Genomic DNA, 25211 nt, shown 5'->3' on the forward strand with positions numbered 1-25211 from the left:
CCCGCTACTTCGACAGCAGGGGAGTGATGGTGCCCGCCGCCTTCTTCGCGGCGGCCCCGGGGGAGGAGCTGCCGGTCAGGGTGGCCTGTAACGCCTCGGCCATGGCCTTGGACATCTGCGGATAGTGCTCGCCGTACGACCGCGGCCGGGCGTTGCCGAACTCCCGCACGAACACCTTCAGGGTGGGGTCGGTGGCCCAGTCGCCGCTGTGCGCCATGTCGCTGCGCGCGGGCAGCAGCCCCACCGACCCCAGATAGGCGGCCAGCGGCTTCTTCCGCTGGCTGTACTCGATCGCCCGCCACGCCTGGTCGGCCTTGCCGCTGGTCTTGAGGATCACCCAGTTCTCCCCGCCGAGGCAGCTCGCGGGCTCCTTGTCCACCGGGATGGGCACCACGCCCCACTTCACCTTGGACTGCTGCTTGAGGCCGGGCAGTTGCCACGGCCCGTTGATCTGCATGGCCGCGCGGCCGGAGGTGAACTGGTTGTTGACGTCCTGCTGGGTCCAGCCCACGCACTGCTTGGACAGCGCGCCCGCCGTCACCAGCTCCCCCAGATAGGACAGCGCCGTGGCGCCGCCGGTGGCGAAGGTGTTCAGATCGCCGCCCGCCGACCACAGGAAGGGCAGGAGCTGGAAGACCCCCTCCTCGGTCTTGATCGCGCTCATCGCCAGCCCGAAGGTGCTGCCCTTGGTGAGCTTGCGGGCCGCGGCCGACAGCTCGTCCCAGGTCTTCGGCGGCGTGACGCCCGCGCTCTCCAGCAGCTCGGTGTTGTAGTAGAGGGCCAGGCAGTTGGCATTGTTGGGGACGGAGTAGGCCTTGCCGTCGACGACCCCGCTGCTCCACGGGCCCTTGTAGTACGCGTCGGCCTGCCCCCACTCCTTCACCCGGTCGGTGAGGTCGGTGAGCAGCCCCTGCGGGGCGAGGGAGTTCATCGAGGTGTTGTCGATGATCGCCAGGTCCGGCAGATCGCCGGAGGCGGCCCCCTTGATGATCGCGGGCTCCAGCTCGGCGTACGGAAAGGTCCGGCGGGTGATCGTCAGCCCGGGGACGCTCTTCTCGATGGCGGCGATCAGGGCCTTGATGCCCGGCTGACGGGCGTCCTCGACGAGGTAGTCCCACCAGACGAGGTCTTTGGACGAGGACCCGCCGCCCCCGCCGCCGCAGGCGGTGAGGGGGCCGGCCAGCCCCGCGGCGAGCAGCCCGGAGCCCGATATCCGCAGGAAGGAGCGGCGGCCGAGGGGACTTCTCCCGGCGGCAGCCGGGGGCCTGTTGGCTCGGTTGGCCATGTGCGTCTCCGAGGGGTGAGTCGGTCAGTTGCGATCCGGTGCCGGTCCCGTGCTGGCACGCGGGGTGAGCGGAGGGGTGAGCAGATGCTGCCGGGGCGCCGCGGCCGGGGCGTCCAGCCGCTCCAGCAGCAGGTCCACGGCGAGCCGGCCCATCAGGTCCGAGGGCACGTCGGCGCCGGTCATCATCGGTGTGACGGCCTCCGCCCAGCGGGCCGCCGCCACTCCGGTCACCGAGAAGTCGCCGGGTACGGAACGCCCCGCGAGGCCGAGCCCCCGGTACAGGCCCACCAGCGCCGCTTCGTTGAGCGTCACGACCGCGGTGGTGCGCGGGTCCCGGTCGAGGAGCCGCGCCACCACGGCCTGGCCCGAGGCGGCGTCGTCACCGCAGTGGTGGACCTCGCCGGTGAGCCCGAGTTCCGAGGTGGCCCGCAGAAAGCCGGTCCGCCCCCGGAGCGCGGGCACGTACCCGGCGTCGTACAGCTCCCGGGGCCGCCCCACCAGCGCGAGGTGGCGATGGCCGAGCCGCCCGAGATGGCGCACGCACGCGGCGGTCAGCTCCGCGAAGTCCAGATCGACCCAGGACAGCGTGGCCGTGTCCGTGTTCTCGGTGCGCCCCATGGAAACGAACGGGAAGCCCGAGCGGACCAGCGGCTCCACCCGCGGGTCCGGCGCCCGGATCTCCATCAGCAGGGCGCCGTCGACCCGCCGTTCGCCGACCAGCCGCCGGAAGGAGTCGTCGCCGTCGCCGTCGCCGCGCGAGAGCAGGATGTCGTGGTCGTGCGCGGCCGCGGCGTCGACCACGCTGTTGATGAAGTCCAGCTGCATATCGGTGTAGCGGCGGCTGACGGTCGGAAACACCAGCCCGAGGGTGCGGGTGCGGCCGTGGGCCAGCGCGCGGGCGCTCGCGTTCGGCTGGAAGCCCCGGTCCTCGATGACCTGCTGGATGCGCTGCCGGGTGCGGTCGGAGATCGGCCGCTTGCCGCTGAGCGCGTAACTGACCGTGCTGCGCGACACCCCGGCGAGACGGGCGATCTCGCCGATGTTGACGGGCGGGGGCTGCTGGTCGAACCGGTTCGACACCACTGACGCATACCTCTCGGGAGATCCACGCGTTCGGAATATCGAAGGGCTGCCGGAGACCCGAACCGGCTTGCCTGAACGTAGGAGTGGCTCACAGTGCATGTCAACGGTCGGGAACGCAGAAGTTGAATGGCACCATCGATCTCGCACACCGCGCGCCCGGGCCGGTGGTGCCCCCGGAAATGAGGTTTCGCCATGTCATCCCCGCGTCAGTTCGCCGACCTGCCGTACGCGAGCCATCTGCGCCCGTTCGACGGCCACTTGACCGTGGACGGCGACTACGACACCGTCCACTTCGACGGCGGGGAGTTCGACGGGGCCGAAGCCGGGCAGGCCCGCTTCCTGGAATCGGCGTTCTCCGCCGTGAGCTTCACCGGGGGCCGCTACCGCGGGGCCCGCTTCAACGACGTCTGGCTCGACGGAGTGCGCTGGGTCGGCTCCGACCTGGCCGACGGCGACTGGCTGGACGGCGAGCTGATCGGCTGCGTACTCGCCGGACTGGAGATGTTCGGCACGGCGATGCACCGTGTGACCTTCCACCGCTGCAAGTTCGAATCGGTCAATCTGCGCACCGCCGAGCTGCGCGAGGTCACCTTCGCGGACTGCCTGCTGCGCGACACCGACCTCGGCGGGGCGAAGCTGACCAACGTCGCCTTCCCGGGATCGACGCTGGACGGGGTGCGGTGCGGCAACGCGCGCATGGCCCGGGTCGATCTGCGCGACGCCACCCGGCTGGGCATCACCGAAGGGATCGACGCGCTGCGCGGGGCCGCCATCACCGGCAGCCAACTCCTCGAATTGGCACCGCAGTTCGCCCAGGCCCTCGGTGTCACGGTGCAGGAGAGCGGGACCGCGCTGACGCCCCGCACCGCCAAGCGGCGACGCCGGGGGGCGTGATGGCGGGCGTGACCACGAAACCCGTTCCGTTATGGGCCCACCGGGACTTCACCATCTTCTGGTGCGGGCAGACCCTGTCCGAACTGGGCAACGCCTTCGCCCTGGTGGCGCTGCCGCTGCTGGTGCTGGACGCCACCGGATCGGTCGCCCAGATGGGGCTGCTGACGGCGGTCGCGGGCGCCGCCTCGATCGTCACCGGGCTGTTCGCGGGCATCCTGGTCGACCGGCTGCCCCGGCGGCAGCTGATGATCGTGTGCGATGTGGTCCGGGTGGTGCTCGTCGCCCTCGTCCCGGTCAGCTGGGCCATGGCCGGGCCGCAGGTCTGGCTGCTCTACGGGGTGATGGCGGTCGTCGCGGTCTTCGACATGGTCTTCAAGGTCACATACGTCGCCGCCGTCCCCAATCTGGTGGACCCCGAGCGGATCATCGAGGCCAACGGGCGGCTGACCACGACGAACGCCATCGCCTTCATCGTCGGGCCGATGCTGGCGGGCGGACTCTCCGGGCTGCTCGGGCCGACGGCGGCGATCGCGGTGAACGCGGCGAGCTTCGCCGCCTCGGCCCTCGCGCTCTCACTGATCAGGCTCCGGAAGGCGGTGGACGAGGCCGCGCCGCCCGCCGCGGCCGCCGGGTGGCGGGGAGCGAAGCGGGAGTTCCTGGCCGGGTTCGTCTTCCTGTGGCGGTCGCCGGTGCTGCGCTGGCTCACCGTGCTGCTCACCGGCGTCTCGCTGCTCAGCCTGGGCATGACCGACGTCTTCATCTACCAGATACGGGAGGGGCTGGACGCGGGCGACCGCACGGTCGGCGTCGTGATGGGCGTGGCGGGCGCCGGGACGGTCCTGGCCGCCGTGCTCATCCCGGTGCTGCGGCGGGCCTGGGGGTTCGGGGTGTGCTGGCTGGGCTCGTACACGCTGTGCGGGCTGGCCCTGGGACTGCTGTCCCGCTCCACCACCGTGCTGGGGACGACGGTGACGGTGCTGTGCTACCAGTTCGGCATGGCGCTCGCGGGAATCTCCTCGATGTCGCTGCGCCAGGCGGTGACCCCCGACCATCTGCTCGGCCGGGTCACCTCCGCCTTCTGGACGCTGCACAACGCGCTCGCCCCGCTCGGCGCCGCCGGGCTCACCGCGCTGGTGGCGCGGTTCGGGGTCCGCGCGCCGCTGCTCGGATCCGCCGCCCTGTTCCTGCTCATCGTGGTGGTCGGGGTGTGCACCCCGATCCGGCAGCGCGCCCCCGGGGTGCCCGCCGGGTGACGGTCGCCCCGGGGCGGGAATCGCTCAGCGCCCCACCAGCCAGGGCTCGCGCGGCAGCGGACTTCCGGTCTCCAGCAGGGACTTGAGGTTGGACAGCACCGCAGCCCAGCCACCGGCAGCTTCCTCGCGCTCGGCCTCGTCGGCCAGGTTCTCGTGGGTCACGGTGAGCCGGACGATCTCCTCGTGCGGCTCGATCGTGAAGGTGACCCGGGACGGGCCTGCGGCGGGCTCCGCACCGGGGGCCGCCCAGGTGGTGACCAGACGCTTCGGCGGCACGCTCTCCACGACGGTGCCGACGACATCGGCGATGCCGCTGCCGTCCGTGCGCCGGTGCTCCCACGCCGAGCCGGGCCGCCAGTCGGACACATTGCTGTGGCCCCAGTACGCGGCCGTGAGGTCGGCGTCGGTCAGTGCGTGCCAGACCTTCTCCGGGGTGCTCTCGATGTAGATGACGTAGCTGTACGTCGGCCTCTCGGCCATGGCGTCCTCCGCTTGCCGTTTCACCGCGCCGAGCGCTCTCAGACGCGGGCGCTCGAACTTGTCGATCCACCGTTCCTGCACCTCATGGACGGGAACGGGGTTGAGGTAGTGCAGTTTTTCCCGCCCCTGGCGCACGACACTGACCAGGTTGGCGGCCTCCAGGACGGCCAGGTGCTGGGTCGCCGACTGCCGCGTCATCGCCAGGTGCTCGCACAGTTCTCCGAGCGTCTGACCGCCCCGCTCGTGCAGGCGGTCCAGCAGATACCGCCGGGTCTGGTCGGCCAGCGCCTTGAAGACCTTGTCCATCTCCGAACTCACGCTTCACGTTATGCAGGTAAACGCCTGCATGTCAACGGTGGCGAAACCCGGCCGCGCGGTCCGCCGTACGGCTCAGCGCCTGCCGAGCGCGCCGCGGATGTACGCCGCCTGTCCCACGTGCTGCATGTCGTCCTCGATGACGCTGATCAGCCGCACCCCGAGGGTCACCGGCGGGGTCCACGCCTCGTCCACGATCCGGTCCAGATCGGCGTTGCGCAGCCCGCGTACGTAATCCACCGTCCGCTCGTACACGGCGTCGTGGTACCCGACGAGCAGATCGGCCGACGCATGGACCTTGGCCACGTCCCGGCTGCGGTGGCCGTAGCCGGTGGCCGCCGGGGGGAACGGCAGCCCGAACCGCTCGTACCAGCCGTCGGTGGTCCAGGACTGTTCGGTACCGGCGGCGTCGGCGATGTGGTCGTCCTGGACGCGGGTCAGGTGCCACACCAGCCAGGCGAGGGAATTCGCGCCGCTGTCCAGACGCACGGCCAGATCGTCCACGGTGAGCCCCTCGACCGCCTCGTGTACGGCGTCCCGCACCCGGCCGAAGGCGTCGGCCAGCAGATCCGCGCTCTTCATGCGTGGCTCCCTCGCTCATCGTCCCCGTTCGTTCATGGTGGCATCCGCGCACCTTTTATGCTCGGTGCGTGACATCAACAGGGAACCAGGCACTCGCCGACATACTCGACCGACAGGCCGCCCGGACCGAAGGGGAACAACTGCTCAACGCCATCGTGGACTTCGGGGTGTATGTGCCCGTGGACGCGAACGGCTCGGTGATGTTCGTAGGCATGGAGGGGAGCGGCCCGAGCCTGCCCGGATACACCAGCGAAGAGTGCTGCCGGGAGCGGCTTCCGCAGGCCGCCGGGGCGGTGCACTGCGATGCGGCGCGGCTGCTGGACATCGAGCGGCAGACCAAGGTGGCGACCCTGTCGGTGTTCTCCCCCGGGGGGTATGCCGGGGTTCCCATGGAGCTGCTGCACCAGCTCCTCCAGCAGCGCGGCCAGCGGCTCCCCGAGGACCGCACGCTCACCCTCAGGTGGTCCACGCATCCGCGCGCGGTGGCCCTGCGCGACGCGCTGCGCGACCGGCTGCTGGACTTCCCCGGTGTCCACGCGGTGTGGATCGGGCACGCCCGGTGGCACGAGACCGGGGCGGAGCAGCTGATGGTGCACATGGCCGTCGGCGCGGAGGCGCCCGAGGGCAGCGCGGACCGGCTGATGAAGTCGCTGCTCGCGCAGCTGCCCGCGTCCGGCGACGCGGACGACGCGGACCTGGCCATCGCCCTGCGGGTGCTGGATCCGGTGGCCGAGGCGGACGCGATCAGCCAGCTCGACACCATGGGGCTCGACACCGTACGCGTCGACCAGAGCACGCGACGCGTCGAGGTCATCTCCCAGCAGTACGACCGGGAGTAACCGGGGGACGCCCGCGTGGTCACACCGGCGGGACGAGGGTGAAGTAGCGGTCGGTCATCGCCGGGTCGCCCCGCACCCCGTCCAGCCGGTCGGCGGGGATCCGCCGCCACAGGAAGAGCATCAGGTCCGAGGCGGTTCCGGTCAGTTCGAGGTCGCACGGCCCGGCGGCGTCCCCGTCGAGGCGCACCTCATCGCCCTCGAAGGACACCGTCCAGACGCCCGGGCCGTCCGTCTGCCGCAGCCGGAACCGCTCGCCGGCGCCCGGGGGCGCCTCCTTCCAGACGCGCCGGGCCGGGGCCATGACCTCGAACGTCTGGGCGATGGCATCCGCCGCGAGGGCGGTCTCGACGGGCCCGGGCGTCCCGAGCGCGCTCTCGGCGTCCCAGCGGTGCAGCGCCGCCTCGATGGTCTGCATCCGCCACCAGAACCCGGCGTTCTGCTCCCGCGACCAGGTCCACACCCGCTGCCCCGGATCGCCGTCGCGGACGTGAGCCGCCAGCGCCCGGGCCCCGTCGGCGAACCACTCGACGAGGCCCGGCGGCACCGGTCCGCGGTGCGGTCCGCCCTCCGGCGCGGGCCAGCCCGAGCGGTCCTCGGGGAAGGCGAAGAGCGCCACGTCCGTGACGTCCGGCGGCTCCGTCAGCCCGTCTTCGACGATCCGGGCGACGAAGCGGTGCACGCCACCCAGATGCAGCACCAGATCGGCCATCGACCAGCCGGGACACGACGGTACGAGCGGCGCCGCGCCCCCGTCGGCGGCCCGGCGGGCGGCGGCCTCGAACGCCAGGATCTCCCGGTGGAACGCGGTGGCGAAGTCCATGCGCTTACTGTGCCAGCGTCAGCCTCGGTCGGCCAAGAGCTCAGGGTGCAGCATCTGATCGTGGCGCCCGAGGACGAGGAACCGGCGGTCGCCGGGTGGCTCGACGCGCTGCTGGGCGACGGGGCCGGAGCGGCGACCATGCCGGGCGGCGGGGTCACCGAAGCCCGCGATGTGCACACCATCATCGGGCTGGCCTCGTGCGGGGTCGGGGTGGGGCTCGGCCCGGCGTGTCTGCGGGTGGCGGCGCGGCCGGGCACCTGGGTGTGCGAGGTGCGGCCGCGCGTGGAACTGCCGGATCTGGTGATGTCCTTCCGCGCCCAGGACCGCTCTCCCGTCCTGGCGGCCTTCCTGGACACGGCGCGGGAGCTGTGCCCCGGGGTGGACGAGCGGCTGGAGCGCCTCGGCCGCCGTTGACGGTCGAGGCGCCCCGGTCGCGATGAGCGCGGTGTCGCGGACCTCAGTCGCGCAGCGTCAGCCAGTCCACCGCGGCCACCTTCCGCGCACCCGTCGCGACGAGGTACACGTCATGCGTGCCCGTCACCGCGCGCGCCAGCCGCACCGACCGCTCCTGCCACTGGTCCGCGCCGCCCGTGTCCCGCACCGGCAGCGCCGCCACCACACGGCCCTTGGGATCGTCCAGCCGCAGTTGCAGTGCACAGCCGCTGCCGCAGCCCGCAGACGCCATCCGCACCGTCAGCCGCTCCGGGGCGTCCGCCCCGAACGACACCTGGCGGAAGCCGACCAGGCCGCCGGAGCCCAGCGTGCCGGTCGCCGCCTCGCCGCGCTCGCCACCGCGCACCACCTGGGCCCGCTCGGCCTGCAACGTACCGGCCGCGTCCGGGCCGTCCGCGTACAGCCGGACCTCGTTCACCGCCCACGGCACATCACCGGCCGCGGTCAGCTCGATCCGCACGTACCGCGCCGTGCGCTGCCCGAAGACCGCGTCCTGGGTGAAGGAGCGGCCCGCGACGCGGGCCACGGGGGCTCCCCAGTCCTGGCCGTCACGGCTGACGGACACCGTGAAGCCGTAGGGGTGGCCCGTGGCGTCCATACCGGCGTCGACCGCCAGCCGGCCGAAGGTCTTCGCCGCGCCCAGGTCGAGGGTCAGCGACTGCCCGGCGGCCTGGTCGGTGCCCGCCTTCCACTGGGTGGTCTGCACCCCGTCGACGGCGGCGGACGCGTCACCGCCCCCGGAGAACGTGGCCTTCCACCCGTCGTTGCGCACCCGCGACTCGCACCCGGCCAGATTGCACCCGGTCGACCAGATCGGCGCCCCGTACTCGTACGCGCCCTGGTCGGGCCCGTCGCCCCGCACCCCGGTGGTCACGCCGTCGACCGTCTCGCCCGCGTCGATGGCCGGGGATCCGGCCCGCGGCCACAGTTCGCCGTTGCGCGCGTCGGTGTACCGCGGATCGGTGGGTGGCACCAGGTTGTTGCGCACCACAGGGGCGGGGTCGCCCGGCCCGGAGATCTCCACCGGGGCGAGCGCCACGTCGTTGCTGACGTACGTGCCGGTGGCGTCCGTCGCGCCGCTCAGCCGCACCGCGGTGCCGACGCCCAGTCCGTACGTCGAGTTGTGGTCGCGGTTGCCGAGGCTGACCCCGCTGTGGCCGTTGAAGAACGTGCCGCGGGTGCCGGTGTTGTACGCCACGTTGTGGTGCAGCAGGAACCGGCTGGAGGAGTTGTCGATGTAGTAGCCGACCTGGCCGTCCGCGTCATGGACGGTGTTGTGGTCGATGCTCGTCCCCGTCGCGTCCAGGTTGCAGCAGACGTAGAAGGGGCTGCCGTCGCGGGAGGTGCGCATCGCCTCGGACAGGTCGTTGTAGGCGATGCGGTTGTCCTTGAAGGGCACCCCGTTGAGCTGCCAGGCGGTGTCGATGCTCGCCCGGCCGGTGCGCCGGACGGTGTTGTGGGTGACGGTGTGCTCGCTGCCGTTGATCTCGATGCCGGGGGTGTAGCTGCCCATCCACCCCACGTCGTGGATGTAGTTGTTGGTGAGGGTGTTGCCACTGCCGCGCAGCAGCACACCGGTCCCCGCGGAGAGGCCGATGTCGCTGTCCCGCAGCGTGTTGCCGGTGCCGAGGATCTGGACGCCGGAGTCGAGCACTCGGGAGGCGACGATGTGGCCCTCGCCCGGCGGGATGGCCAGCTCGTCGTCCCGTGGCATGGGCAGGGTGGAGAACTCGGAGATGTAGCGCGCCCGCAACCCCTCCACCAGCACACCGGTGCTCTTCTCCCCGGTGCGCAGCGAGGTGCCCCTCACGCCGAGCCCGCGGACGGTGACATGGGAGCTGCTCGAAAGGTCCAGGCCCCACTTCTCGTATTTCGCGGTCACCGTGTGGCCCGCCATTCCCCCCTTGGGCGGGACCAGATAGAGCCGCTTCTCGCCCGTGTCGTAATACCACTCACCGGGCTGGTCGAGGGTGGCTTTCGCACCCACGAGGTAATAGTTGCGGTAGTTCTGGTCGCCCATGCACAGCGGGGTGCAGCGGTAATTGCCGCCCTTGAAGTCGAGCTTGCCGTCCGCGGCGGCGGTCACGGTACCGGTCTGCTGGCTCCACGGGTTGGACCCGGCCCACAGATGGACGGTGGCGCCGGTGAGGTCACCGTCCGGCAGGTCGGGGTCGTCGATGTGCTGGTCGGTGGAGCTGCGCTCGGCGACCGCCCAGGACGGATTGAGCGGGTCGGAACCGGAGTTGGGCCAGCGGCCCTCCATGGCGCGGCCGCCGTCGAGGAACAGCGCGTTCTCGTCGCGGGCGAGGGGCAGGTCGACATCGGCGGCGACCAGACCGCCGCCGGCGTCCTCCCATCCGGTCACGGCCCGCGTCCCGTCGACGGTGGCCGGACCGTCCCCGTACGCCGCGAGGGTGACCGGGGCGCCCGCGCGGCCCGAGGGCGGGACGACCCGCTCGCGGTAGGTCCCGCGGTGGATCAGACAGGTGTCCCCGGGCCGGACCAGATCGGTGCAGCGTCCGATGGTGCGCAGGGGATGGCGCGCGCTGCCGCTGTCCCGGTCGGAGCCCGAGGTGGCGACGTAGTACGTACGCCCCTGCTGCTCCTGCCCTCCCTGCGCCGTCGCGGTGCCCGGCAGCGCCGCGGTGAGGACGGCCATGGCCGCGACGGCGGCCATGGAAATGCGCCTGAGCGTGGATCTCATCTACCGCCTCCAGTGTTCAGGGTCGACCGAAACCTAGGAGAAACATCGGATGAGGTCAACGGAAGGAGGCGGATTGGAGGGCGATCACACGGAAATTTCGCTCGACAGATCCGATGTCTCTCTCGCGAAATCGACTTATTGACAAAGAGGTATGAGCTCGCCTCGCCAACGGGCCCCGTTCCCCGCGCGTAGCCGTCCCGCCGGACCCGCTTGAGTTCCTCGCGCAGCTCCTGCGCATATCCACGAGCGCAACGCCGCCACCGCCGTGATCCGCGACCGGGACGGCACCTTCCTGGTGGAGGCGTTGCACGGCACGGTCCGCGCCCAGCAGGTGATGGCCACCGCCTCGCCTTCGGCGGCCGGGCCCGCTTCGCCCCCTCCGACCCGGCCTCGGACCGCCCGCAGCGGGGCGGTGCTGAAGCGCGAAATGGCCAAGATATTCCCGCAGTTGAGCCAGGCGCGCATCGACTATGTGTGGGGCGGGAGCGTCGGGTTCTCCTACGACCGCATCCCGCACGCGGGCCAGGCCGGGGCGTGTACTACTCGATGGGCTCCTGTGGCCACGGTGTCCAGATGGCCACGTAAATGGGCCGCGCCATGGCCGAGGTGATGGACGGCCACCCGGAGGCCCCCCGGGCACCCCGCCGGAGCCGTGCGCCCGGCGGGGTCAGCCGTCCTCGGGGAGGTACGGACCGGCGAGGGTGACCTCGGCCCGGTCGAGGGCGAGGGCCAGCTCACCATTGGGCGGCTGCTCGCTGACCAGCACATCGATGCGGCTGAGCGGGCAGATCCGGGCCAGTGCCCGGCGCTCGAACTTGGCCGAGTCCGCCAGCACCACGACCCGGGAGGCGGAGTCCATCATCTCCTGGATCATCTGGGCCTCCGGGATGTTGGACACCGAAAGCCCCGAGGCGCTGACCCCGCCCACCGCGATGAGGGCGGTGTCCGCGCTCACCCCGGCGGTGTCGGGGAAGCGGATCGGGCCCACGGTCACCAGCGCGGTGGTCCGGCAGCCGCCGCCGAGGACGAACAGATCGCGCAGGGCCTGCGCCGGGACCATCCCCGGCACCCGCAGATTGTTGGTGACGATGGTCAGCCCGCGGTGGCCGCCGAGCGCGGCCACCGCCGAGAGCACCGTGGTGCCGCCGTTGACGAGCAGCGTCTCGTTGTCCCGCACCAGACGGGCGGCGGCGGTCCCGATGGCCTCCTTGGCCTCCCGGCGCTCGTTCATCCGGTCCGCCACCGGGCTGTCGGCCGTGGCCAGCTCGCCGCCCGGCACCGCCCCGCCGTGGGTGCGTGCCACCAGGCCGCGCGCCGCCAGATGGTCCAGGTCACGCCGTACGGTGTCCACCGAGACGGCGAACTCCTTCGCCAGCTCCCCGATGGTGGCCTGGCCGCGCTGCTGGATGAAGGCGGTGAGGTCGGCCCGGCGGCGCGCGGGCAGGTTCGCGGCCCGGGTCCCCTCTGCTGACGTCATCGTGTGGCCCCCTTCTCGACGCTGCGCAACACAGCAGATTCTCGCACCTTACCGCAAGAACTCGCAGCACGACCCTTGACCGGTGGGGGTGGTCGCCGTAGCTTGCAGCAAAGAGCCGCATAAACCAGCGCTTCTTTGTACGTCTTTCTGCGTACCCCTCCCGCATAGCTTCTGTGCCGCGTCAATGGAGTCGCCGTGGAGCCACACCCACCCACCCCACCCGAGCCACCGTGGACCCGCCGTCAGGCACTCTCCACCGGCGCCGCAGCCCTCGGCGCGCTCGCCGCCACGCCGCTGCTCAGCGCCTGCGGGGGTGACGAACCGGCCCGGCGGGTGGGCGGCGGTGGCGGCCGACGGACCCAACTCACCTTCGCCTGCGCGGCGTTCACCGGGGGCGCGGCCGGCATGCAGTCGTTCGCCGACCGCTACAACACCGCCCAGAGCCGCTACCGGGTGACCGTCCGCAATCTGCCGCCGCCCAGCTCCAGCACCGAATGCCATCAGCAGCTCACCCAGCTGCTGGCCCGCAAGGACGGCACGGTCGACGTCTTCGCCCAGGACGTGGTGTGGATCGCCGAGCTGGCCGCCGCGGGCTGGGTGCACCCCCTGGACCAGGACGTCTCCGCAAGTCTGCGGCGCTCCTTCTTCCCCGGTGTGGTCGAGGCGTGCACCTATCGGGGCCGTCTCGTCGCCCTGCCCTGGTACGTCGACGCGGGCGGCCTCTACTACCGCACCGACCTGATGCGCGCGCTCGGCCGCAAGCCGCCGACGGACTGGCACGAACTGGCCGACACCGCGGCCGAGATGCAGCACCGCCGGGTGCCCATGGGCTATCTGTGGCAGGCCAAGCAGGCCGAGATCCTCCTCTGCGACCTGGTCGAGTTCATCGCCTCCAACCGCGGCCGCATCATCGACCCCTCGGGCGCGGTCCGCGTGGACAGCCCCGCGTGCGTCGAGGCCGTCCAGTTCATGCGCGACCTGGTGTACCGCTACAAGGTCAGCCCGTCCGAGGTGTTCTCGTGGGACGAGGAGCCCAGCCGTCGCCCGTTCACCGCGGGCCGGGTCGGGATGATGCGGCACTGGAGCTATGTCTACGGCGTCTCCCAGAACCCGGACCAGTCCAAGGTCGTCGGCAAGGTCGACGTCGCCCCGCTGCCCCGTTTCCCCGGCGGCACGTCCTCCTCCTGCCTCGGCGGCTACCAGCTCGGCGTCGCGGCGGGATCCCGCAACAAGGAAGGTGCCATGGACTTCCTGCACTGGCTGGCCGGGACCGAAGCCCAGCTCGCCTTCGCGCTCGACTTCGGCAACGCCCCCTCCCGCGTCTCGGTCTACGACGAGAAGAAGCTCGCCAAGGGCCAGCCCGCGATGGTCAAGCTGAAGGAGGCGTTCGGCAACGGAGTGCCCCGCCCGGTCACCCCGCACTACTCCCGGGTCAGCCTCGCCCTCCAGTCCGCGGTCTCCCGCGCTCTGGTGTACGGCGATGTGCGCGGCACCCTCCGCTCCGCCCGGCGGGACCTGGAGGCGATCGTCTGATGGGCCACCTCGCCTTCTTCCACAGAACGCCCGGACACACCCCGCTGCGCGGCAAGCACCGCGCCCCCTCCCTGGAGCAGCCGCAGCTCGCACCGGGACAGGACGACCCGCGCCGCCGCGTACCCGGGCGCGCGTCCTCGTCCGCGGGCCCGCGCCTGACCGGCATCGTGCTGCTGGCGCCCGCGCTCGCCGCCGTCCTCGCCGTCTCCCTCTACCCGGTGCTGCGCACCCTGTGGCTGTCCCTGCACGACGCGGGATTCTCCACCGGATCGCACTTCACCGGTACCGCCAACCTGTCCCGGCTGCTCGGCGACGACCTGTTCTGGAACGCCTGGTGGCGCACGGTGGCCTTCGCCTTCGGCACCACCCTGGTGGAGACCGCGCTCGGCATCGGCTTCGCCCTCGTGCTGCACCAGTCCTTCCGCGGCCGCGGCTGGGCCCGCGCCGCCGTGCTCATCCCGTGGGCCATCCCCACCGTCGTCACCTCGCGGATGTTCGGCTGGATCTTCGACGGCCAGTCCGGCGTCGCCAACTACCTGCTGACCCGCCTCCACCTGACCGACGGCTACATCAACTTCCTCGGCGATCCGCACACCGCCCTGGCCACCATCGGGCTCGCCGACATCTGGAAGACCACCCCGTTCATGGCGCTGCTGGTGCTCGCCGCGCTCCAGACCGTGCCGAAGGAACTGGGCGAGTCCGCGAAGATCGACGGCGCCTCGCCCTGGTGCACCTTCCGCTCCGTCACCCTGCCGGTGATCGCGCCCGCCCTGCTGATCGCCGCCCTGATCCGGGTCCTCGACGCCTTCCGGGTCTTCGACCTGCCGTACGTCCTCACCGGCGGCGGACCGGCGGACTCCACCGAGACGCTGTCCACCTTCGGCTACAAGACCCTCTTCTCCGGGCTCGAACTGGGCTACGGCTCGATGATCGCCACCGCCGCGTTCATCACCGAGGTGCTCATCGCCGCGGGCTTCGCCTACTACCTGGGTCGGCGCTACCGCGCCCTGGAGGGCTGAGCCATGACCGCCGTCCCCGCGCCGGTCCCCGCCGCGCCCGCCGCCATCCGGGCCCGCCGCCGGGCGCTGACCCGCCGGGTGCTGTTCCGGGCCGCCGTCACCGCCGTCGTGCTCTGGTCCGTCGCACCGTTCCTGTGGCAGCTCAGCACCTCGTTCCAGCGGGACCGCGATCTGTCCTCGGTGACCCCGCACTGGCTGCCCGTCCCGGGCACGCTGGAGCACTACCGGGCCGTCTTCACCGACTACGAGTTCAGCAAGTACATGATCAACAGCGTCATCGTCACGGTCACCGCGACCGCGATCGGACTGCTGCTGGCGGCGCTGGCCACGTATGCGCTCGCCCGGCTGCCGGTGCCCGGCAAGGGCGTGGTGCTCGCCGTCGTCCTCGGCCTGTCGATGTTCCCGCAGATCTCGATCGTCGTCCCGCTCTATCTGGTGCTCAACTCCCTGGGGCTGCTCGACACCTATACGGGTCTGTCCGGTTCGTACGTGGGGCTCGCCCTGCCGCTGATGATCTTCGTCCTGTACGCCCACTTCCGGTCGCTGCCCACCCAGCTGGACGAGGCCGCGGCCATCGACGGCGCGGGGCTGCTGCGCACCCTGCGCAGCGTGATCCTGCCGCTCGCGCTGCCCGGGATCGCGGCCGCCGGAATGCTCGGCTTCATCACCAACTGGAACGAGTTCATGCTCGCGCTGGCCTTCACCTCCTCGCCCGAGCACCAGACCGTGCCGGTCGGCATCGCGGGCTTCCAGTCCCAGTACTTCGTCCCCTGGGGCGACATGGCCGCCGCGTCCGTCGTGGTCACCCTGCCGCTGGTGCTGATCGTGGTGCTCTTCCAGCGCCGCATCGTCGCCGGTATCACCTCCGGGGCGGTGAAGGAGTGACCTCCCGCACCGGACTCTCCGTCCCGCGCGTCGTCACCCGGGACGAACTGTGGGCCGAGCGGTACCGCGCGCTGGCCGACCGGGTTCGCGCCCGGGCCCGGGAGGCCGCACCCGTACTGGCGGGCTTCAGCGCCTGCGTCGACCACGTGTACCGGATGGACCCCGACCGGATCTCCGCCCTCGCCGCCTGGACCACCGCGGCCGGGCCCGCCGGTGAGGTCGCCGCCGAGGTCGTCGGCCGCATCCGGCACGGCCACGGCGGCGAGATCGCCATGCCGTGGCCCGGCGGCACCGACTGGGTGGGCACGCTGCTCGGCGCGCCCGACCGGACGCAGCTCGGCGGCACCGGACCGCAGGCCGCCTGGGCGCTCGCCGTGCTCGGCGCGCCCGGCGTCGTCCCGCTGGCCGACCGCAGCGCCGAGCAACTCGCGGTGCTCCACCCCGACGTGACGCTGTGCACGGCCGAGGGCACCGCCCCGGCCGGGCGGCTGACCGGCGCCGACGCGCCCACCGCCCACCCCGGCAGGGTGAAACAGCCGCACGGCATCCTGGAGTTCGCCGCGGGCACCCCCGCGCCCGGCCTGCCCGACGGACTGCCCCGCTCCTCGCGGATCATCCTGCGGTTCATGGACGACGGGATCGAGCGCGACGAGTGGTTCGCCGCCCGCTCCGGCGAACTGGCCCGCACCGCCGCGGCGGGGCTGCTGTCCGGCATGAACGGGCTGCCCGAGGACGGCACCGGGCCCGCCGACCGGGCCTGGCTCACCGAGGTCGTCCACGCCTGGCGGGACGGCGGACTGCCGCTGCTCCACCTCGAACTCGCCGAGTTCGCCAGCGTCCGCGCCCTGCGCGCGGGATGCGACGAGTACGCCCCGCTCGCCGACTCCGTCGGCATGAGCCTGTCCGAACTCGCCGCGCTCGCCGGTCCCTCGGCCCGCACCTCACCCGTCACCGCCGCGGCTCATTTCGCCACCGCGTACCGCGTGGACCGGGTATGCGTGCACGCGGACGGCTGGGTGCTCGCCGTCCACCGCGGCGACCCCACCGAACAGCGGACCGCGCTGATGACGGGCAGCCTGCTCGCCGCCGCGCGGGCCGCGCGCGGCGCCCCCGCCGCCGACCTGGAGCCGCCGCCGGCGGCCGACTACACCGAGGACCGCCCGGCCGACGGGCCGCTGAGGGAGGGGCTGCGCGCGGACTGTGTCCCCGCGCCCCACCTCAGCCACCCCGCGGCCACCATCGGCCTCGGTGACACGTTCGTGGGCGGGCTGCTGCTCGCCCGCTCGCTCCACTCCGGCTGTGCCCCGACCCGTATCCGAAAGGACCCCGATGACCACGCCTGACCTGACCACCGACCCGGGCAAACTGCGCGGACTGACCCGTGTGACCAGCGAGGACGGCTTCTTCCTGATCTGCGCCCTCGACCATCTCTCGGACTTCGCCGAACTGCTCGCCCCGGACCCCTCCACGGTGGGCTTCGCGGACGTGGTCCGGGCGAAGGACGCCGTCATCCGCGCCGTCGCGCCCAGCGTGACCGCCGTCCTCCTCGACGCCCATTACGGCGTCGGCCACCTCACCGCGAGCGGCGCCGTGCCGCGCGACGTCGGCCTGATGGCCAGCATCGAGGACGAGGACTACAGCATCCCCGAGGGGCCGCGCCGCACCCGGCACCGCGAGGGCTGGTCCACCCGGCAGATCAAGCTGGCCGGCACCGATGTGGCCAAGCTGCTGTGGTGGTACCGCCCGGACGGCGACCCGGCCACCGCCGAACACCAGCGCCAGGTGGTGCGCGACCTGGTGGACGAGTGCGCGGAGCTGAGCCTGCCGCTGGTCGTCGAGCCCATCTGGTACCCGCTGCCCGGCGAGGACCCGTCCTCGGCGGAGTGGAAGGAGCGCCGGGTCGCGGGCATCATCGAGTCGGCCGTGGAGGCGGACCGGCTCGGGGTCGACATGCTCAAGGTCGAGTTCCCCGGTTACGTCGACACCGAGCAGGGCCACGAGGCGGCCGCCGCGGCGTGCAAGGAGCTGGACTCCTCGGTGCACGTCCCGTGGGTGATCCTGTCCGCGGGCGTCGGCTACGAGGACTTCCGTACCCAGGTGCGGATCTCCGCGCAGGCCGGGGCGTGCGGCTATCTGGCGGGCCGCTCCATCTGGCGCGACGCCGTCTCCACCCATGACCCGGCCGAGCGCGCCCAGGGCATCGAGCAGGCCCGGGGGCGGCTGGACGAGCTGAACGCGGTCATCCGCGAACACGGCCGCCCGTTCCTCCCGGGACGCTCCCTCGACCAGGCGCTGGACCGCCTGCCCGAGGGCTGGTTCCACGACTGGCACCCCGCGGTCTGACATCCGTCGTGGATCCCCGGAGGGGAGCGGCGGGTGCCCCTGACCCGCCCGCCGCTCCCCTCCGGCCCCGACCCCTCCGTACGGCCGTATCCGACCGGGAGAAGGCCCGCATGACCACCGTGCCCGCCGCCGCGCCCGTCCCGTTGACGCCGACGCCGCGCCCGGCGCCGAGGTCCGGCTCGGCTTCGCCCGCGACGTCACCGCCCGCGAGCTGGCGGGGTGGGTCGCGGCCGGTGACGCGGGCGCGATGCTGGACGCCGTCCACCGGGTGCCGGTCGCCGCCGGCGACGCGCTGCTGTGCCCGGCGGGATGCCGCATGCGATCGGCGCCGGGGTGCTGCTGGTGGAACACCGATCGCGCCGCCGAGACCCGCGAGGCGATCATGGTCGCGGCGGAGCGGCTCTACGCCGAACACGGGCTGACCGCGCCGCACCTCGCTGCGTTGTCGGAGTCGTACGAGTACGCCCAGTACGAGGACGATCCTCCGCCTTGCGATGTTCCCCCAGCTACCGCTGGGAGGTGCCCCCTGCACCAGACGCCGAGGCCTGATCCACGAAGATCCGCCGGACAGGACCTAACGTGGAAGTATGCGCGGCGAGGCTGTGACGCTGTTCCTCTGCGGCGATGTGATGCTCGGCCGCGGTGTCGACCAGATCCTGCCCCACCCCGGCGATCCGGCGCTGCGGGAGCCGTACATCCGCGACTCCCGGGCCTATGTCGAGCTGGTGGAGGAGACGAACGGCCCGATCCCGCGGCCGGTCGGCTTCTCGTGGCCGTGGGGAGAGGCGCTGCCGGAACTGGACCGGGCGGCCCCGGACGTCCGGGTGGTGAACCTGGAGACGAGCATCACCCGCGGCGGCGCCTTCGCGCCCGGCAAGGAGATCCACTACCGGATGAACCCCGCCAACCTCCCCGGGCTGGCCGTGGCCCGGCCCGACGTCTGCGTCCTGGCCAACAACCACGTACTCGACGGCGGAAGGACCGGCCTCGACGACACCCTCGACACCCTGGCCACCGCCGGGATCCGGGTGGCGGGCGCGGGCCGGGACATGCGGGAGGCACGCCGCCCCGCGGCCGTCCCGGCCGGTGATCACCGGCGCGTCCTGGTCTTCGCCTGCGGGACCCCCTCCAGCGGCATCCCGGCCGGCTGGGCGGCGCGCGGCGACCGGTCCGGCGTCGACCTGGTGTCCGAGTGCGCGTCCGGTGACGCCGCCGCGCTCGCCCACCGGGTGCGGCAGCTGAAGCGGCCCGGCGACCTCGCGGTGGTCTCGATCCACTGGGGCAGCAACTGGGGGTACGACATCCCCGAGGACCAGATCCGCTTCGCCCACGCCCTGATCGACGGCGGCGTCGACCTCGTACACGGCCACTCCTCCCACCACCCCCGCCCCCTGGAGATCCACCGCGACAAACTGATCCTCTACGGCTGCGGCGACCTCATCGACGACTACGAGGGCATCGGCGGCTACGAGGGGTTCCGGGACGATCTGCGGCTGCTCTACTTCGCCACGCTGCGGCCGGACACCGGTGCGCTCCTGGGCTTGCGGATGGTGGTCCTCCGGGCCCGGCGGATGCGGCTGTGCCACGCCCCGCACGAGGACGCCGTATGGCTCGTCCGCGTCCTCGGCCGCACCGGCTCCGCCCTCGGCACCCGTATCGCGCTCGGCCCCGACGACGTGCTCACCGCCCACAGCGCCGAGCCCCGAGCCGTCTGAGCGATCAGAGGATCTTGGAGCGCACCAGGGCGCCCAGCACCAGCGCGCCCGGGACCAGCGGGAGCCACAGCGTGATGAACCGGTAGGCGAGCACCGTGGAGGTGGCGGCCTCGACCGGGGCACCCGCCGCCACCAGCGCGATCACCAGCGCCGCGTCGACCGAGCCGATGCCACCGGGAGAGGGGACCAGGGCGGCCACCGCCGAGGCGGCCAGATAGGCGAGCATCACATGCGGCGGCCACACCTCCAGCTCCAGCGCGAGGGCCACCGCCACCAGACCGGCCGCCTGGAGCAGCGGGAACGCCAGCGAACCGCCCCACAGGGCCAGCGCCCGGGACGGCCGCAGATGCAGGGAGCGGGCGTCGGCCAGCGCGGTGCGCAGGAAGTCACGGATCACCCGGCGCACCCGGCGGATCAGCAGCAGCCCCGCCACCAGGACAGCCGCCCCCGCGACCGCCGCCCACGCCACCAGTCCGGCGGTCCGCTCCGGCAGCAGCGGGCCGACGTGCAGCGCTTCGGGGAAGGCGGTGAGCAGCACGAGCAGCAGCACGATCCGGGTGACGGCCTCCGCCAGGAAGTACAGGGCGAGCGCGGCCGAGGAGCGGGCGGGCGGTAGTCCGCAGCCCGTCATGAAGCGGATGTTGACCGCGCTCGCCCCGATCCCCGACGGCAGCAGGTGGTTGGCGGCGCCCGCGGCGAACTGGGTGGCGAACAGCCGCCTGGCCGGGAGCCGTTCCAGCACCGTGCCCTGCCGGGCGAACGACACCGCGACCCAGCCGAGACCCGTCGTCGCGACCGCCGTCAGCAGCCACCACGGGTCGGCGGTGAGCATCTGACGGGCGCCGGAACCGATCAGCGACCGGTGCCGCGCCACCCACACGGCGACCGCGACCAGCGGCACCAGGCACAGGATCTGGCGCAGCGGAATCCGCCGGTACAGGGGACGGGACGCGGTGGGTCGGACGGGTGCCGTCTGCCGCACGGGCGCTGTGGGCTGCATCGTTTATCCCGTCGCCGGGCGCCCGGTGGGGGCCGATCGCGGTGCCGGGGCGGGCGCCGGGGCCGTACCGGGCGCCGCCTCCCGCAGGGGCAGCGCCAGCAGCAGCCCGAGGCAGATCCACACATACGCGTTGCTGCCGAGGAAGCCGATCACGCCGGTGGCGTCGAACCGCCACAGCCACACCAGGCTGCTGCACAGGATCACGTAGATCACCGCGGCGCTCCGCAGCAGCGTCCGCCGCCGCTGCGGTGGCGTATCAGGGCGCAGCCCCGACTCGGCGAGCACGATGAGCGCCGGGATCAGCCACACCAGGTGGTGCACCCAGGTGATCGGGCTGACCAGGCAGGCGGCGATCCCGGTGAGGGCGTAGCCCGCCGGTTCGTCGCCCACGGCGGCCGCCTGCCGCACCCGGTACGCCCACACCGCCAGCAGGGCCAGCACCCCGGCCGCCCAGACGGCCCCGCTGGGCTCCACCGGGGCCACCAGCCGCGCCAGCACGCCCTCCCACGACTGGTTCGATACGTACGACAGCACCCCGATGCGGTCGGTGTCCCACAGCGCCTCGGTCCAGTACACCCGGGAAGCGCCGGGCGCCGCGCACACGGCCAGCAGCGTGGCGCCCACCGCGGTGGCCGTGGCGACGGCGGCGGCCCGCCACCGCCGGGTGACCACGAGATAGACGATGAAGATCGCCGGGGTGAGCTTGATGGCGGCGGCCAGGCCGGTCCCGTACCCGGCGAAGCGGCCGTGCCCGGTGGCCAGCAGCCGGGCGTCCAGCAGCACCAGGACCAGCAGCAGCAGATTGACCTGCCCGAAGCTGAAGGTGTCCCGGACCGGCTCCAGCAGCGAGAACAGCGCGGCCGCCACGGTGAGGGCGAACCACATGTTCCAGCCCTGCCGCCGCACCACCGGCCCGATCAGCCAGGTCAGGACGACCGCCGAGGCGGTCACGTTGAGCAGCATGCTGACGCCGACCGCCTCCGGCCAGCTCAGCAGCGTCATCGGCAGCATGCACAGGGCCGCGAACGGCGGATAGGTGAAGCCGTAGTCCGCCCCGTCCGCCCCGGGCGTGGTGAAGTCGTAGATGTGGCCGTCGCGCAGCCACTGGCCGACGGCCCCGTAGTAGACGCCCAGGTCGAACCAGTCCCGGTGCAGCGGAACGTAGGCCAGGAAGAGCGCCACGGCCGTGGTGAGCCCGGCCACCAGCAGCAGCTGTCCGCGGGTCGTGGTGGGCCCCGTCATGCCGAACGCTCCGGCCAGTGCGCGCCCTTCGCCGGGGCCAGCCCCTGCCCGGCGGGGAACCCCGGCGCCCACCGCGCGCACCACAGCACGCAGAGCGCCAGCGCGCCACCGCACACCGCGAAGGTGAACTGCCGGGAGTCCGGGGCGAAGCCGCTGGGCAGCACGGCCAGCGCGAGCACCCCGCTCATCCCGGCCACCGCACGGCGCACCGCGCCGCTCGGCGCGGCCGCGGCGATCAGGAACAGCCCCCACAGCAGATACCACGGCCGGATCGCCGGACCGAGCACGGCCACCGCCGTCAGGCTCAGCCCCAGCGCGTACAGCGGCCCGCGGCGTGGTGGCCGCAGCCAGACGACCACCACCGCGACCGCGGTCGCGAGCAGTCCCAGCGCGTGCCACGCCGGGGTGGCCAGCGGCGCCAGCCCGCTGCCGAGCGCGTGCAGCAGGGCGCCGGTGGCCCGGCCGAGGGCGCTGGTCAGCGCCCAGTTGCCGGCGGACGCGGGGGTGGACAGCGCCCCGATCCAGCCGTAGCCGGTGCCGGTGACGGCCGTGGCCACGCCCGTGGTGACGAGCGCCAGCGCGGCCGTGGCGAGGAAGACGCCGACACGCCGTCCGCGGCCCGTCATCCGGCGCGCCCACAGCGAGGCCACCGCCAGCAGCCCCAGCGCGGCGGGCGCCTTGACCAGGGCGGCGAGCGTGACCAGGACGGCGCCGCAGGCGGGCCACCGGCCGGTCGCGGCCACCAGCCCGGCGCCCAGCAGCCCCAGCATCACCGCGTCGTTGTGCGCCCCGCCCACCAGGTGCAGCAGCAACAGCGGGTTGAGCCCGCCCAGCCACAGCGCGGCGCCCGGGTCGGTGCCGCAGCGGCGGGCCAGCACGGGCAGGGCGAGCACCATCAGCGCCACCCCGAGCAGCGCCATCAGCCGCAACCCGAAGACACCCAGGGGGAGTTCGGCGCGCGAGGCGTGGGCGATCGCGCTCTCGAAGGCCAGCGAGACCGGTCCGTACGGGGTGGGCGTGTGCTGCCACACCGGCGCCACTTCGGCCGCGATCGGCCCGCCGAGCCGTACCGGGCCATGGGTGTAGACGTCGATGTTCGCGTGCACCATCGCCCCCTGGGCGAGGTAGCTGTAGACGTCCCGGCTGAACAGCGGGGGAGTGGGCAGCAGCGGGGCCGCCCAGGTGGCGAGCGTCACCAGCAGGCTGCGGACCCCGGGCGGCCGCGGACCGCGCACCTCGCGCCCCAGCCACCACCAGGCCGCCACCAGCAACACCAGCCCGAAGTAGGTGCTGACCAGGCCGAGCGCGGCTCTTCCGGAGTCCGGGGTGAGGGCATCCCCCACGGGCAGCGCTCCGGCCGTCGCGCCACCCGCGGCGAGGGCGACCGAGCCCGCGAACCCGAGAAGCCGGCAGTGGTGCGGAGCGATGGCGACACCTTGGACGAGAACACGACGGACCAGCACCCGCCCCACACTTGCCGCGACGTATGGCCGAAACGTGACGTCGCGGTCACCGGCGGCCGACCGGGAGGTGTCGGCCGGGTCACCCACCCGCCCCGGCGAGCACGCCCACCGGGGGCGCGTTGCCACCGATCGACGACCACGGCGCCTTGTCGGCCACCAGCTGGCGCAGTTTGAGCACTTCACGCGGGCTGTTCCAGCCCAGCACCCCCACCACCCGCCCCCGGTGGCCGTAGGCGACCACGAAGTGGCGGTTGTCCAGCTCGCCGTGGAGCACGGCGAGTTCGGCGTCGGCCGGAAAGATGCCGTACGCCTGGATGTGGGCGTCGTACTGGTCGGTCCAGAAGTACGGTACGGGGGCGAACGGAACGTCGTCGCCGAGCAGGTTACGGGCGACCGCCTGGGCCTGCTCGGTCGCGTTCAGCCGGTGCTCCAGCCGCATGCGGGCGCCGAAGTGCTCGTTGTACCAGGAGGCGACGTCACCGGCCGCGTAGACGCCCGGCACCGCCCGGCAGGCGGCGTCGCACTCCACGCCGTTGCTCAGGCACAGCCCGGACCCGGTCAGCCAGTCGACCGACGGTTCCGCGCCGATGGCGACCACGACGAGATCGGCGTTGAGCACCGTGCCGTCGGTCAGTTCGAGCCCGGTGACATGGCCGCCGGCCGAGAGGAACCGGGTCACCCCGGTGCCGCAGCGCATGGACACGCCGTTGTCCCGGTGCAGCTGTCCGACGAGCCCCGCGATCCGGTCGCCGAACTGGCGGCGCATCGGCACCGGACGCGGATCGATCATCGTGACGTCCAGCCCCATCCGGCGGGCCGCAGCGGCGGCCTCGGCGCCCAGGAACCCCGCGCCGACCACCGCGACCGTGGGCCTGCGCTGGAGGTCGTCGCGCAGGGCGAGCGCGTCGTCGAGGGTGCGCAGCAGATGCACCCCGGCCAGGTGGTGGGCGTCGGGGAGGCTGCGCGGGGTGACCCCGGTGGCGATGACCAGGCTGTCGTACGGGACGCTGTCGCCGTTGTCCAGCAGGACCCGTTCGGCGAGGGTGTCGAGCCCGGTGGCGGACCTGCCGAAGAGCAGCTCCGCGTCGAGCGCGTCCAGTTCCTCGTCGGTGCGCAGCTTGATCCGGTCGTGTTCCCAGGTGCCCGCCAGGATCTGCTTGGAAAGCGGCGGCCGGTTGTAGGGAGTGTGCGGCTCGTCACCGATCAGGGTGAGCCGCCCGCCGTACCCCAGCGAACGCAGGGTGACGGCGGTGGTGAGCCCCGCCACCGAGGCGCCCACGATGACCACGTTTACCGGGCTGCTCACGACTCGGCCAGGGCGATCGCCAGACCCGGGCAGACGGCGGCGGCCCGGCGCACCTCGCCGTGCAGTCCGCTCGCCGGGAGGTCGTCGAGGAGGACGGCCACACCGTCGTCGTCGCGCTGGTCGAACACCTCCGGGGCGGCGAGCACGCATTGGCCGGAGGCCACGCATCTGTCCTGATCTAACGTCACGTGCACGGAGTTCTCCACGCTTGGGGTGTCGGGTCGGGCGATGCGTAAACGACCGTTCTGGTGGCGGCGACACGGAGGCTAGTTGGCCTTGTGTGCACAGCACAACACGCTGAGTTCAAAGATGGCCAATGAGGGGCACATATGAGCCTGGCATGTGCACGGACGGATCGGTGCCGCGTATAAACCCGGTCAAAATGCGAAATCGGCAGGTCATCGGCGAGTGCCGGAGTCGCGCTTCCGGCCTCGCCGGTTGTCCATCACCCCTGGCTCACATGGCGGAAACACACAGGTTACGAAAGCTCTGCCCGGCTCACGTACCGTCGAAGAGGCCA

General features: G+C 72.6%; 23 protein-coding genes. 11 read left to right on the forward strand and 12 right to left on the reverse strand.

Going from position 1 to position 25211, the window contains the following annotated elements:
• Positions 1 to 4: 4 nt before the first annotated feature.
• A complete protein-coding gene (locus tag LCH29_RS03685) occupies positions 5 to 1285 on the reverse strand; it encodes an ABC transporter substrate-binding protein (protein ID WP_446460215.1) in 1281 nt (426 codons plus the stop codon).
• A gap of 24 nt (positions 1286 to 1309) precedes the next feature.
• Positions 1310 to 2368, reverse strand: a complete 1059-nt coding sequence (locus LCH29_RS03690) for a LacI family DNA-binding transcriptional regulator (RefSeq protein ID WP_446460216.1) — start codon at positions 2366 to 2368, stop codon at positions 1310 to 1312.
• A 192-nt stretch (positions 2369 to 2560) separates the two neighbouring features.
• Between LCH29_RS03690 and LCH29_RS03695 the strand changes: the two genes are divergently transcribed.
• Together LCH29_RS03695 and LCH29_RS03700 are read left to right on the forward strand one after the other, a co-directional pair.
• Positions 2561 to 3262, forward strand: coding sequence for a pentapeptide repeat-containing protein (locus tag LCH29_RS03695; RefSeq protein ID WP_446460217.1), 702 nt, complete (start codon positions 2561 to 2563; stop codon positions 3260 to 3262).
• Positions 3262 to 4515, forward strand: a complete 1254-nt coding sequence (locus LCH29_RS03700) for an MFS transporter (RefSeq protein ID WP_446460218.1) — start codon at positions 3262 to 3264, stop codon at positions 4513 to 4515. Before LCH29_RS03695 ends, LCH29_RS03700 begins: the two co-directional genes overlap by 1 nt.
• Positions 4516 to 4539: 24 nt before the next feature.
• On the opposite strand, the gene LCH29_RS03705 is transcribed toward LCH29_RS03700, so the two are convergent.
• Both LCH29_RS03705 and LCH29_RS03710 read right to left on the reverse strand, forming a co-directional pair.
• On the reverse strand, positions 4540 to 5301 hold the full coding sequence (locus LCH29_RS03705; protein WP_446460290.1) for an ArsR/SmtB family transcription factor: 762 nt from the start codon (positions 5299 to 5301) through the stop codon (positions 4540 to 4542).
• An 84-nt stretch (positions 5302 to 5385) separates the two neighbouring features.
• Entirely contained in the window at positions 5386 to 5892 is a 507-nt protein-coding gene (locus LCH29_RS03710) for a mycothiol transferase (protein ID WP_446460219.1), read from the reverse strand.
• Between the two features lie 68 nt (positions 5893 to 5960).
• On the opposite strand from LCH29_RS03710, the gene LCH29_RS03715 reads away from it, so the two are divergent.
• Positions 5961 to 6731: a hypothetical protein gene (locus LCH29_RS03715; protein WP_446460220.1), complete on the forward strand. Its 771-nt coding sequence runs from the start codon at positions 5961 to 5963 to the stop codon at positions 6729 to 6731.
• 19 nt (positions 6732 to 6750) lie between these two features.
• Here LCH29_RS03715 and LCH29_RS03720 read toward each other — a convergent pair whose 3' ends face one another.
• On the reverse strand, positions 6751 to 7551 hold the full coding sequence (locus tag LCH29_RS03720) for a maleylpyruvate isomerase family mycothiol-dependent enzyme (RefSeq protein ID WP_446460221.1): 801 nt from the start codon (positions 7549 to 7551) through the stop codon (positions 6751 to 6753).
• A 45-nt stretch (positions 7552 to 7596) separates the two neighbouring features.
• Between LCH29_RS03720 and LCH29_RS03725 the strand changes: the two genes are divergently transcribed.
• Entirely contained in the window at positions 7597 to 7965 is a 369-nt protein-coding gene (locus LCH29_RS03725) for a hypothetical protein (RefSeq protein WP_446460222.1), read from the forward strand.
• Positions 7966 to 8008: 43 nt separating this feature from the next.
• On the opposite strand, the gene LCH29_RS03730 is transcribed toward LCH29_RS03725, so the two are convergent.
• A complete protein-coding gene (locus LCH29_RS03730; protein ID WP_446460223.1) occupies positions 8009 to 10708 on the reverse strand; it encodes a carbohydrate-binding protein in 2700 nt (899 codons plus the stop codon).
• A 265-nt stretch (positions 10709 to 10973) separates the two neighbouring features.
• Here LCH29_RS03730 and LCH29_RS03735 point away from each other — a divergent pair, with 265 nt between their 5' ends.
• Complete coding sequence (locus LCH29_RS03735) at positions 10974 to 11318, forward strand: hypothetical protein (protein ID WP_446460224.1); 345 nt, start codon at positions 10974 to 10976, stop codon at positions 11316 to 11318.
• Positions 11319 to 11375: 57 nt separating this feature from the next.
• Here LCH29_RS03735 and LCH29_RS03740 read toward each other — a convergent pair whose 3' ends face one another.
• Positions 11376 to 12185 carry a DeoR/GlpR family DNA-binding transcription regulator gene (locus tag LCH29_RS03740; RefSeq protein ID WP_446460225.1) on the reverse strand — a complete coding sequence of 270 codons (810 nt, stop codon included), beginning with the start codon at positions 12183 to 12185 and terminating at the stop codon, positions 11376 to 11378.
• A 195-nt stretch (positions 12186 to 12380) separates the two neighbouring features.
• Between LCH29_RS03740 and LCH29_RS03745 the strand changes: the two genes are divergently transcribed.
• From LCH29_RS03745 to LCH29_RS03770, 6 genes are all read left to right on the forward strand, one after another.
• Entirely contained in the window at positions 12381 to 13718 is a 1338-nt protein-coding gene (locus LCH29_RS03745) for an ABC transporter substrate-binding protein (RefSeq protein ID WP_446460226.1), read from the forward strand.
• Positions 13718 to 14737 (forward strand): carbohydrate ABC transporter permease, encoded by a 1020-nt coding sequence (locus tag LCH29_RS03750; protein ID WP_446460227.1) that lies wholly within the window; start codon positions 13718 to 13720, stop codon positions 14735 to 14737. The genes LCH29_RS03745 and LCH29_RS03750 overlap by 1 nt, the downstream gene beginning before the upstream one ends.
• Before the next feature lie 3 nt (positions 14738 to 14740).
• Positions 14741 to 15622: a carbohydrate ABC transporter permease gene (locus LCH29_RS03755; protein ID WP_446460228.1), complete on the forward strand. Its 882-nt coding sequence runs from the start codon at positions 14741 to 14743 to the stop codon at positions 15620 to 15622.
• Positions 15619 to 16965 carry an ADP-dependent glucokinase/phosphofructokinase gene (locus tag LCH29_RS03760; protein ID WP_446460229.1) on the forward strand — a complete coding sequence of 449 codons (1347 nt, stop codon included), beginning with the start codon at positions 15619 to 15621 and terminating at the stop codon, positions 16963 to 16965. Before LCH29_RS03755 ends, LCH29_RS03760 begins: the two co-directional genes overlap by 4 nt.
• Positions 16952 to 17965, forward strand: a complete 1014-nt coding sequence (locus LCH29_RS03765; protein WP_446460230.1) for a tagatose 1,6-diphosphate aldolase — start codon at positions 16952 to 16954, stop codon at positions 17963 to 17965. The genes LCH29_RS03760 and LCH29_RS03765 overlap by 14 nt, the downstream gene beginning before the upstream one ends.
• A 587-nt stretch (positions 17966 to 18552) precedes the next feature.
• Positions 18553 to 19680 carry a CapA family protein gene (locus tag LCH29_RS03770; RefSeq protein WP_446460231.1) on the forward strand — a complete coding sequence of 376 codons (1128 nt, stop codon included), beginning with the start codon at positions 18553 to 18555 and terminating at the stop codon, positions 19678 to 19680.
• Positions 19681 to 19684: 4 nt separating this feature from the next.
• Here the strand turns inward: LCH29_RS03770 and LCH29_RS03775 are convergent, their stop codons facing one another.
• The 5 genes from LCH29_RS03775 to LCH29_RS03795 all read right to left on the reverse strand — a co-directional run bounded on the left by LCH29_RS03775 (position 19685) and on the right by LCH29_RS03795 (position 24885).
• Positions 19685 to 20680, reverse strand: a complete 996-nt coding sequence (locus tag LCH29_RS03775; RefSeq protein WP_446460232.1) for a lysylphosphatidylglycerol synthase transmembrane domain-containing protein — start codon at positions 20678 to 20680, stop codon at positions 19685 to 19687.
• Positions 20681 to 20683: 3 nt separating this feature from the next.
• A complete protein-coding gene (locus LCH29_RS03780; protein WP_446460233.1) occupies positions 20684 to 21922 on the reverse strand; it encodes a glycosyltransferase 87 family protein in 1239 nt (412 codons plus the stop codon).
• On the reverse strand, positions 21919 to 23385 hold the full coding sequence (gene mptB, locus LCH29_RS03785) for a polyprenol phosphomannose-dependent alpha 1,6 mannosyltransferase MptB (protein ID WP_446460234.1): 1467 nt from the start codon (positions 23383 to 23385) through the stop codon (positions 21919 to 21921). The genes LCH29_RS03780 and mptB overlap by 4 nt, the downstream gene beginning before the upstream one ends.
• A gap of 79 nt (positions 23386 to 23464) precedes the next feature.
• Positions 23465 to 24691 carry an NAD(P)/FAD-dependent oxidoreductase gene (locus tag LCH29_RS03790; RefSeq protein WP_446460235.1) on the reverse strand — a complete coding sequence of 409 codons (1227 nt, stop codon included), beginning with the start codon at positions 24689 to 24691 and terminating at the stop codon, positions 23465 to 23467.
• Positions 24688 to 24885, reverse strand: a complete 198-nt coding sequence (locus LCH29_RS03795; protein WP_039940054.1) for a ferredoxin — start codon at positions 24883 to 24885, stop codon at positions 24688 to 24690. The genes LCH29_RS03790 and LCH29_RS03795 overlap by 4 nt, the downstream gene beginning before the upstream one ends.
• Positions 24886 to 25211: the final 326 nt, after the last annotated feature.

The sequence above is a fragment of the Streptomyces sp. BRA346 genome, assembly GCF_052851135.1.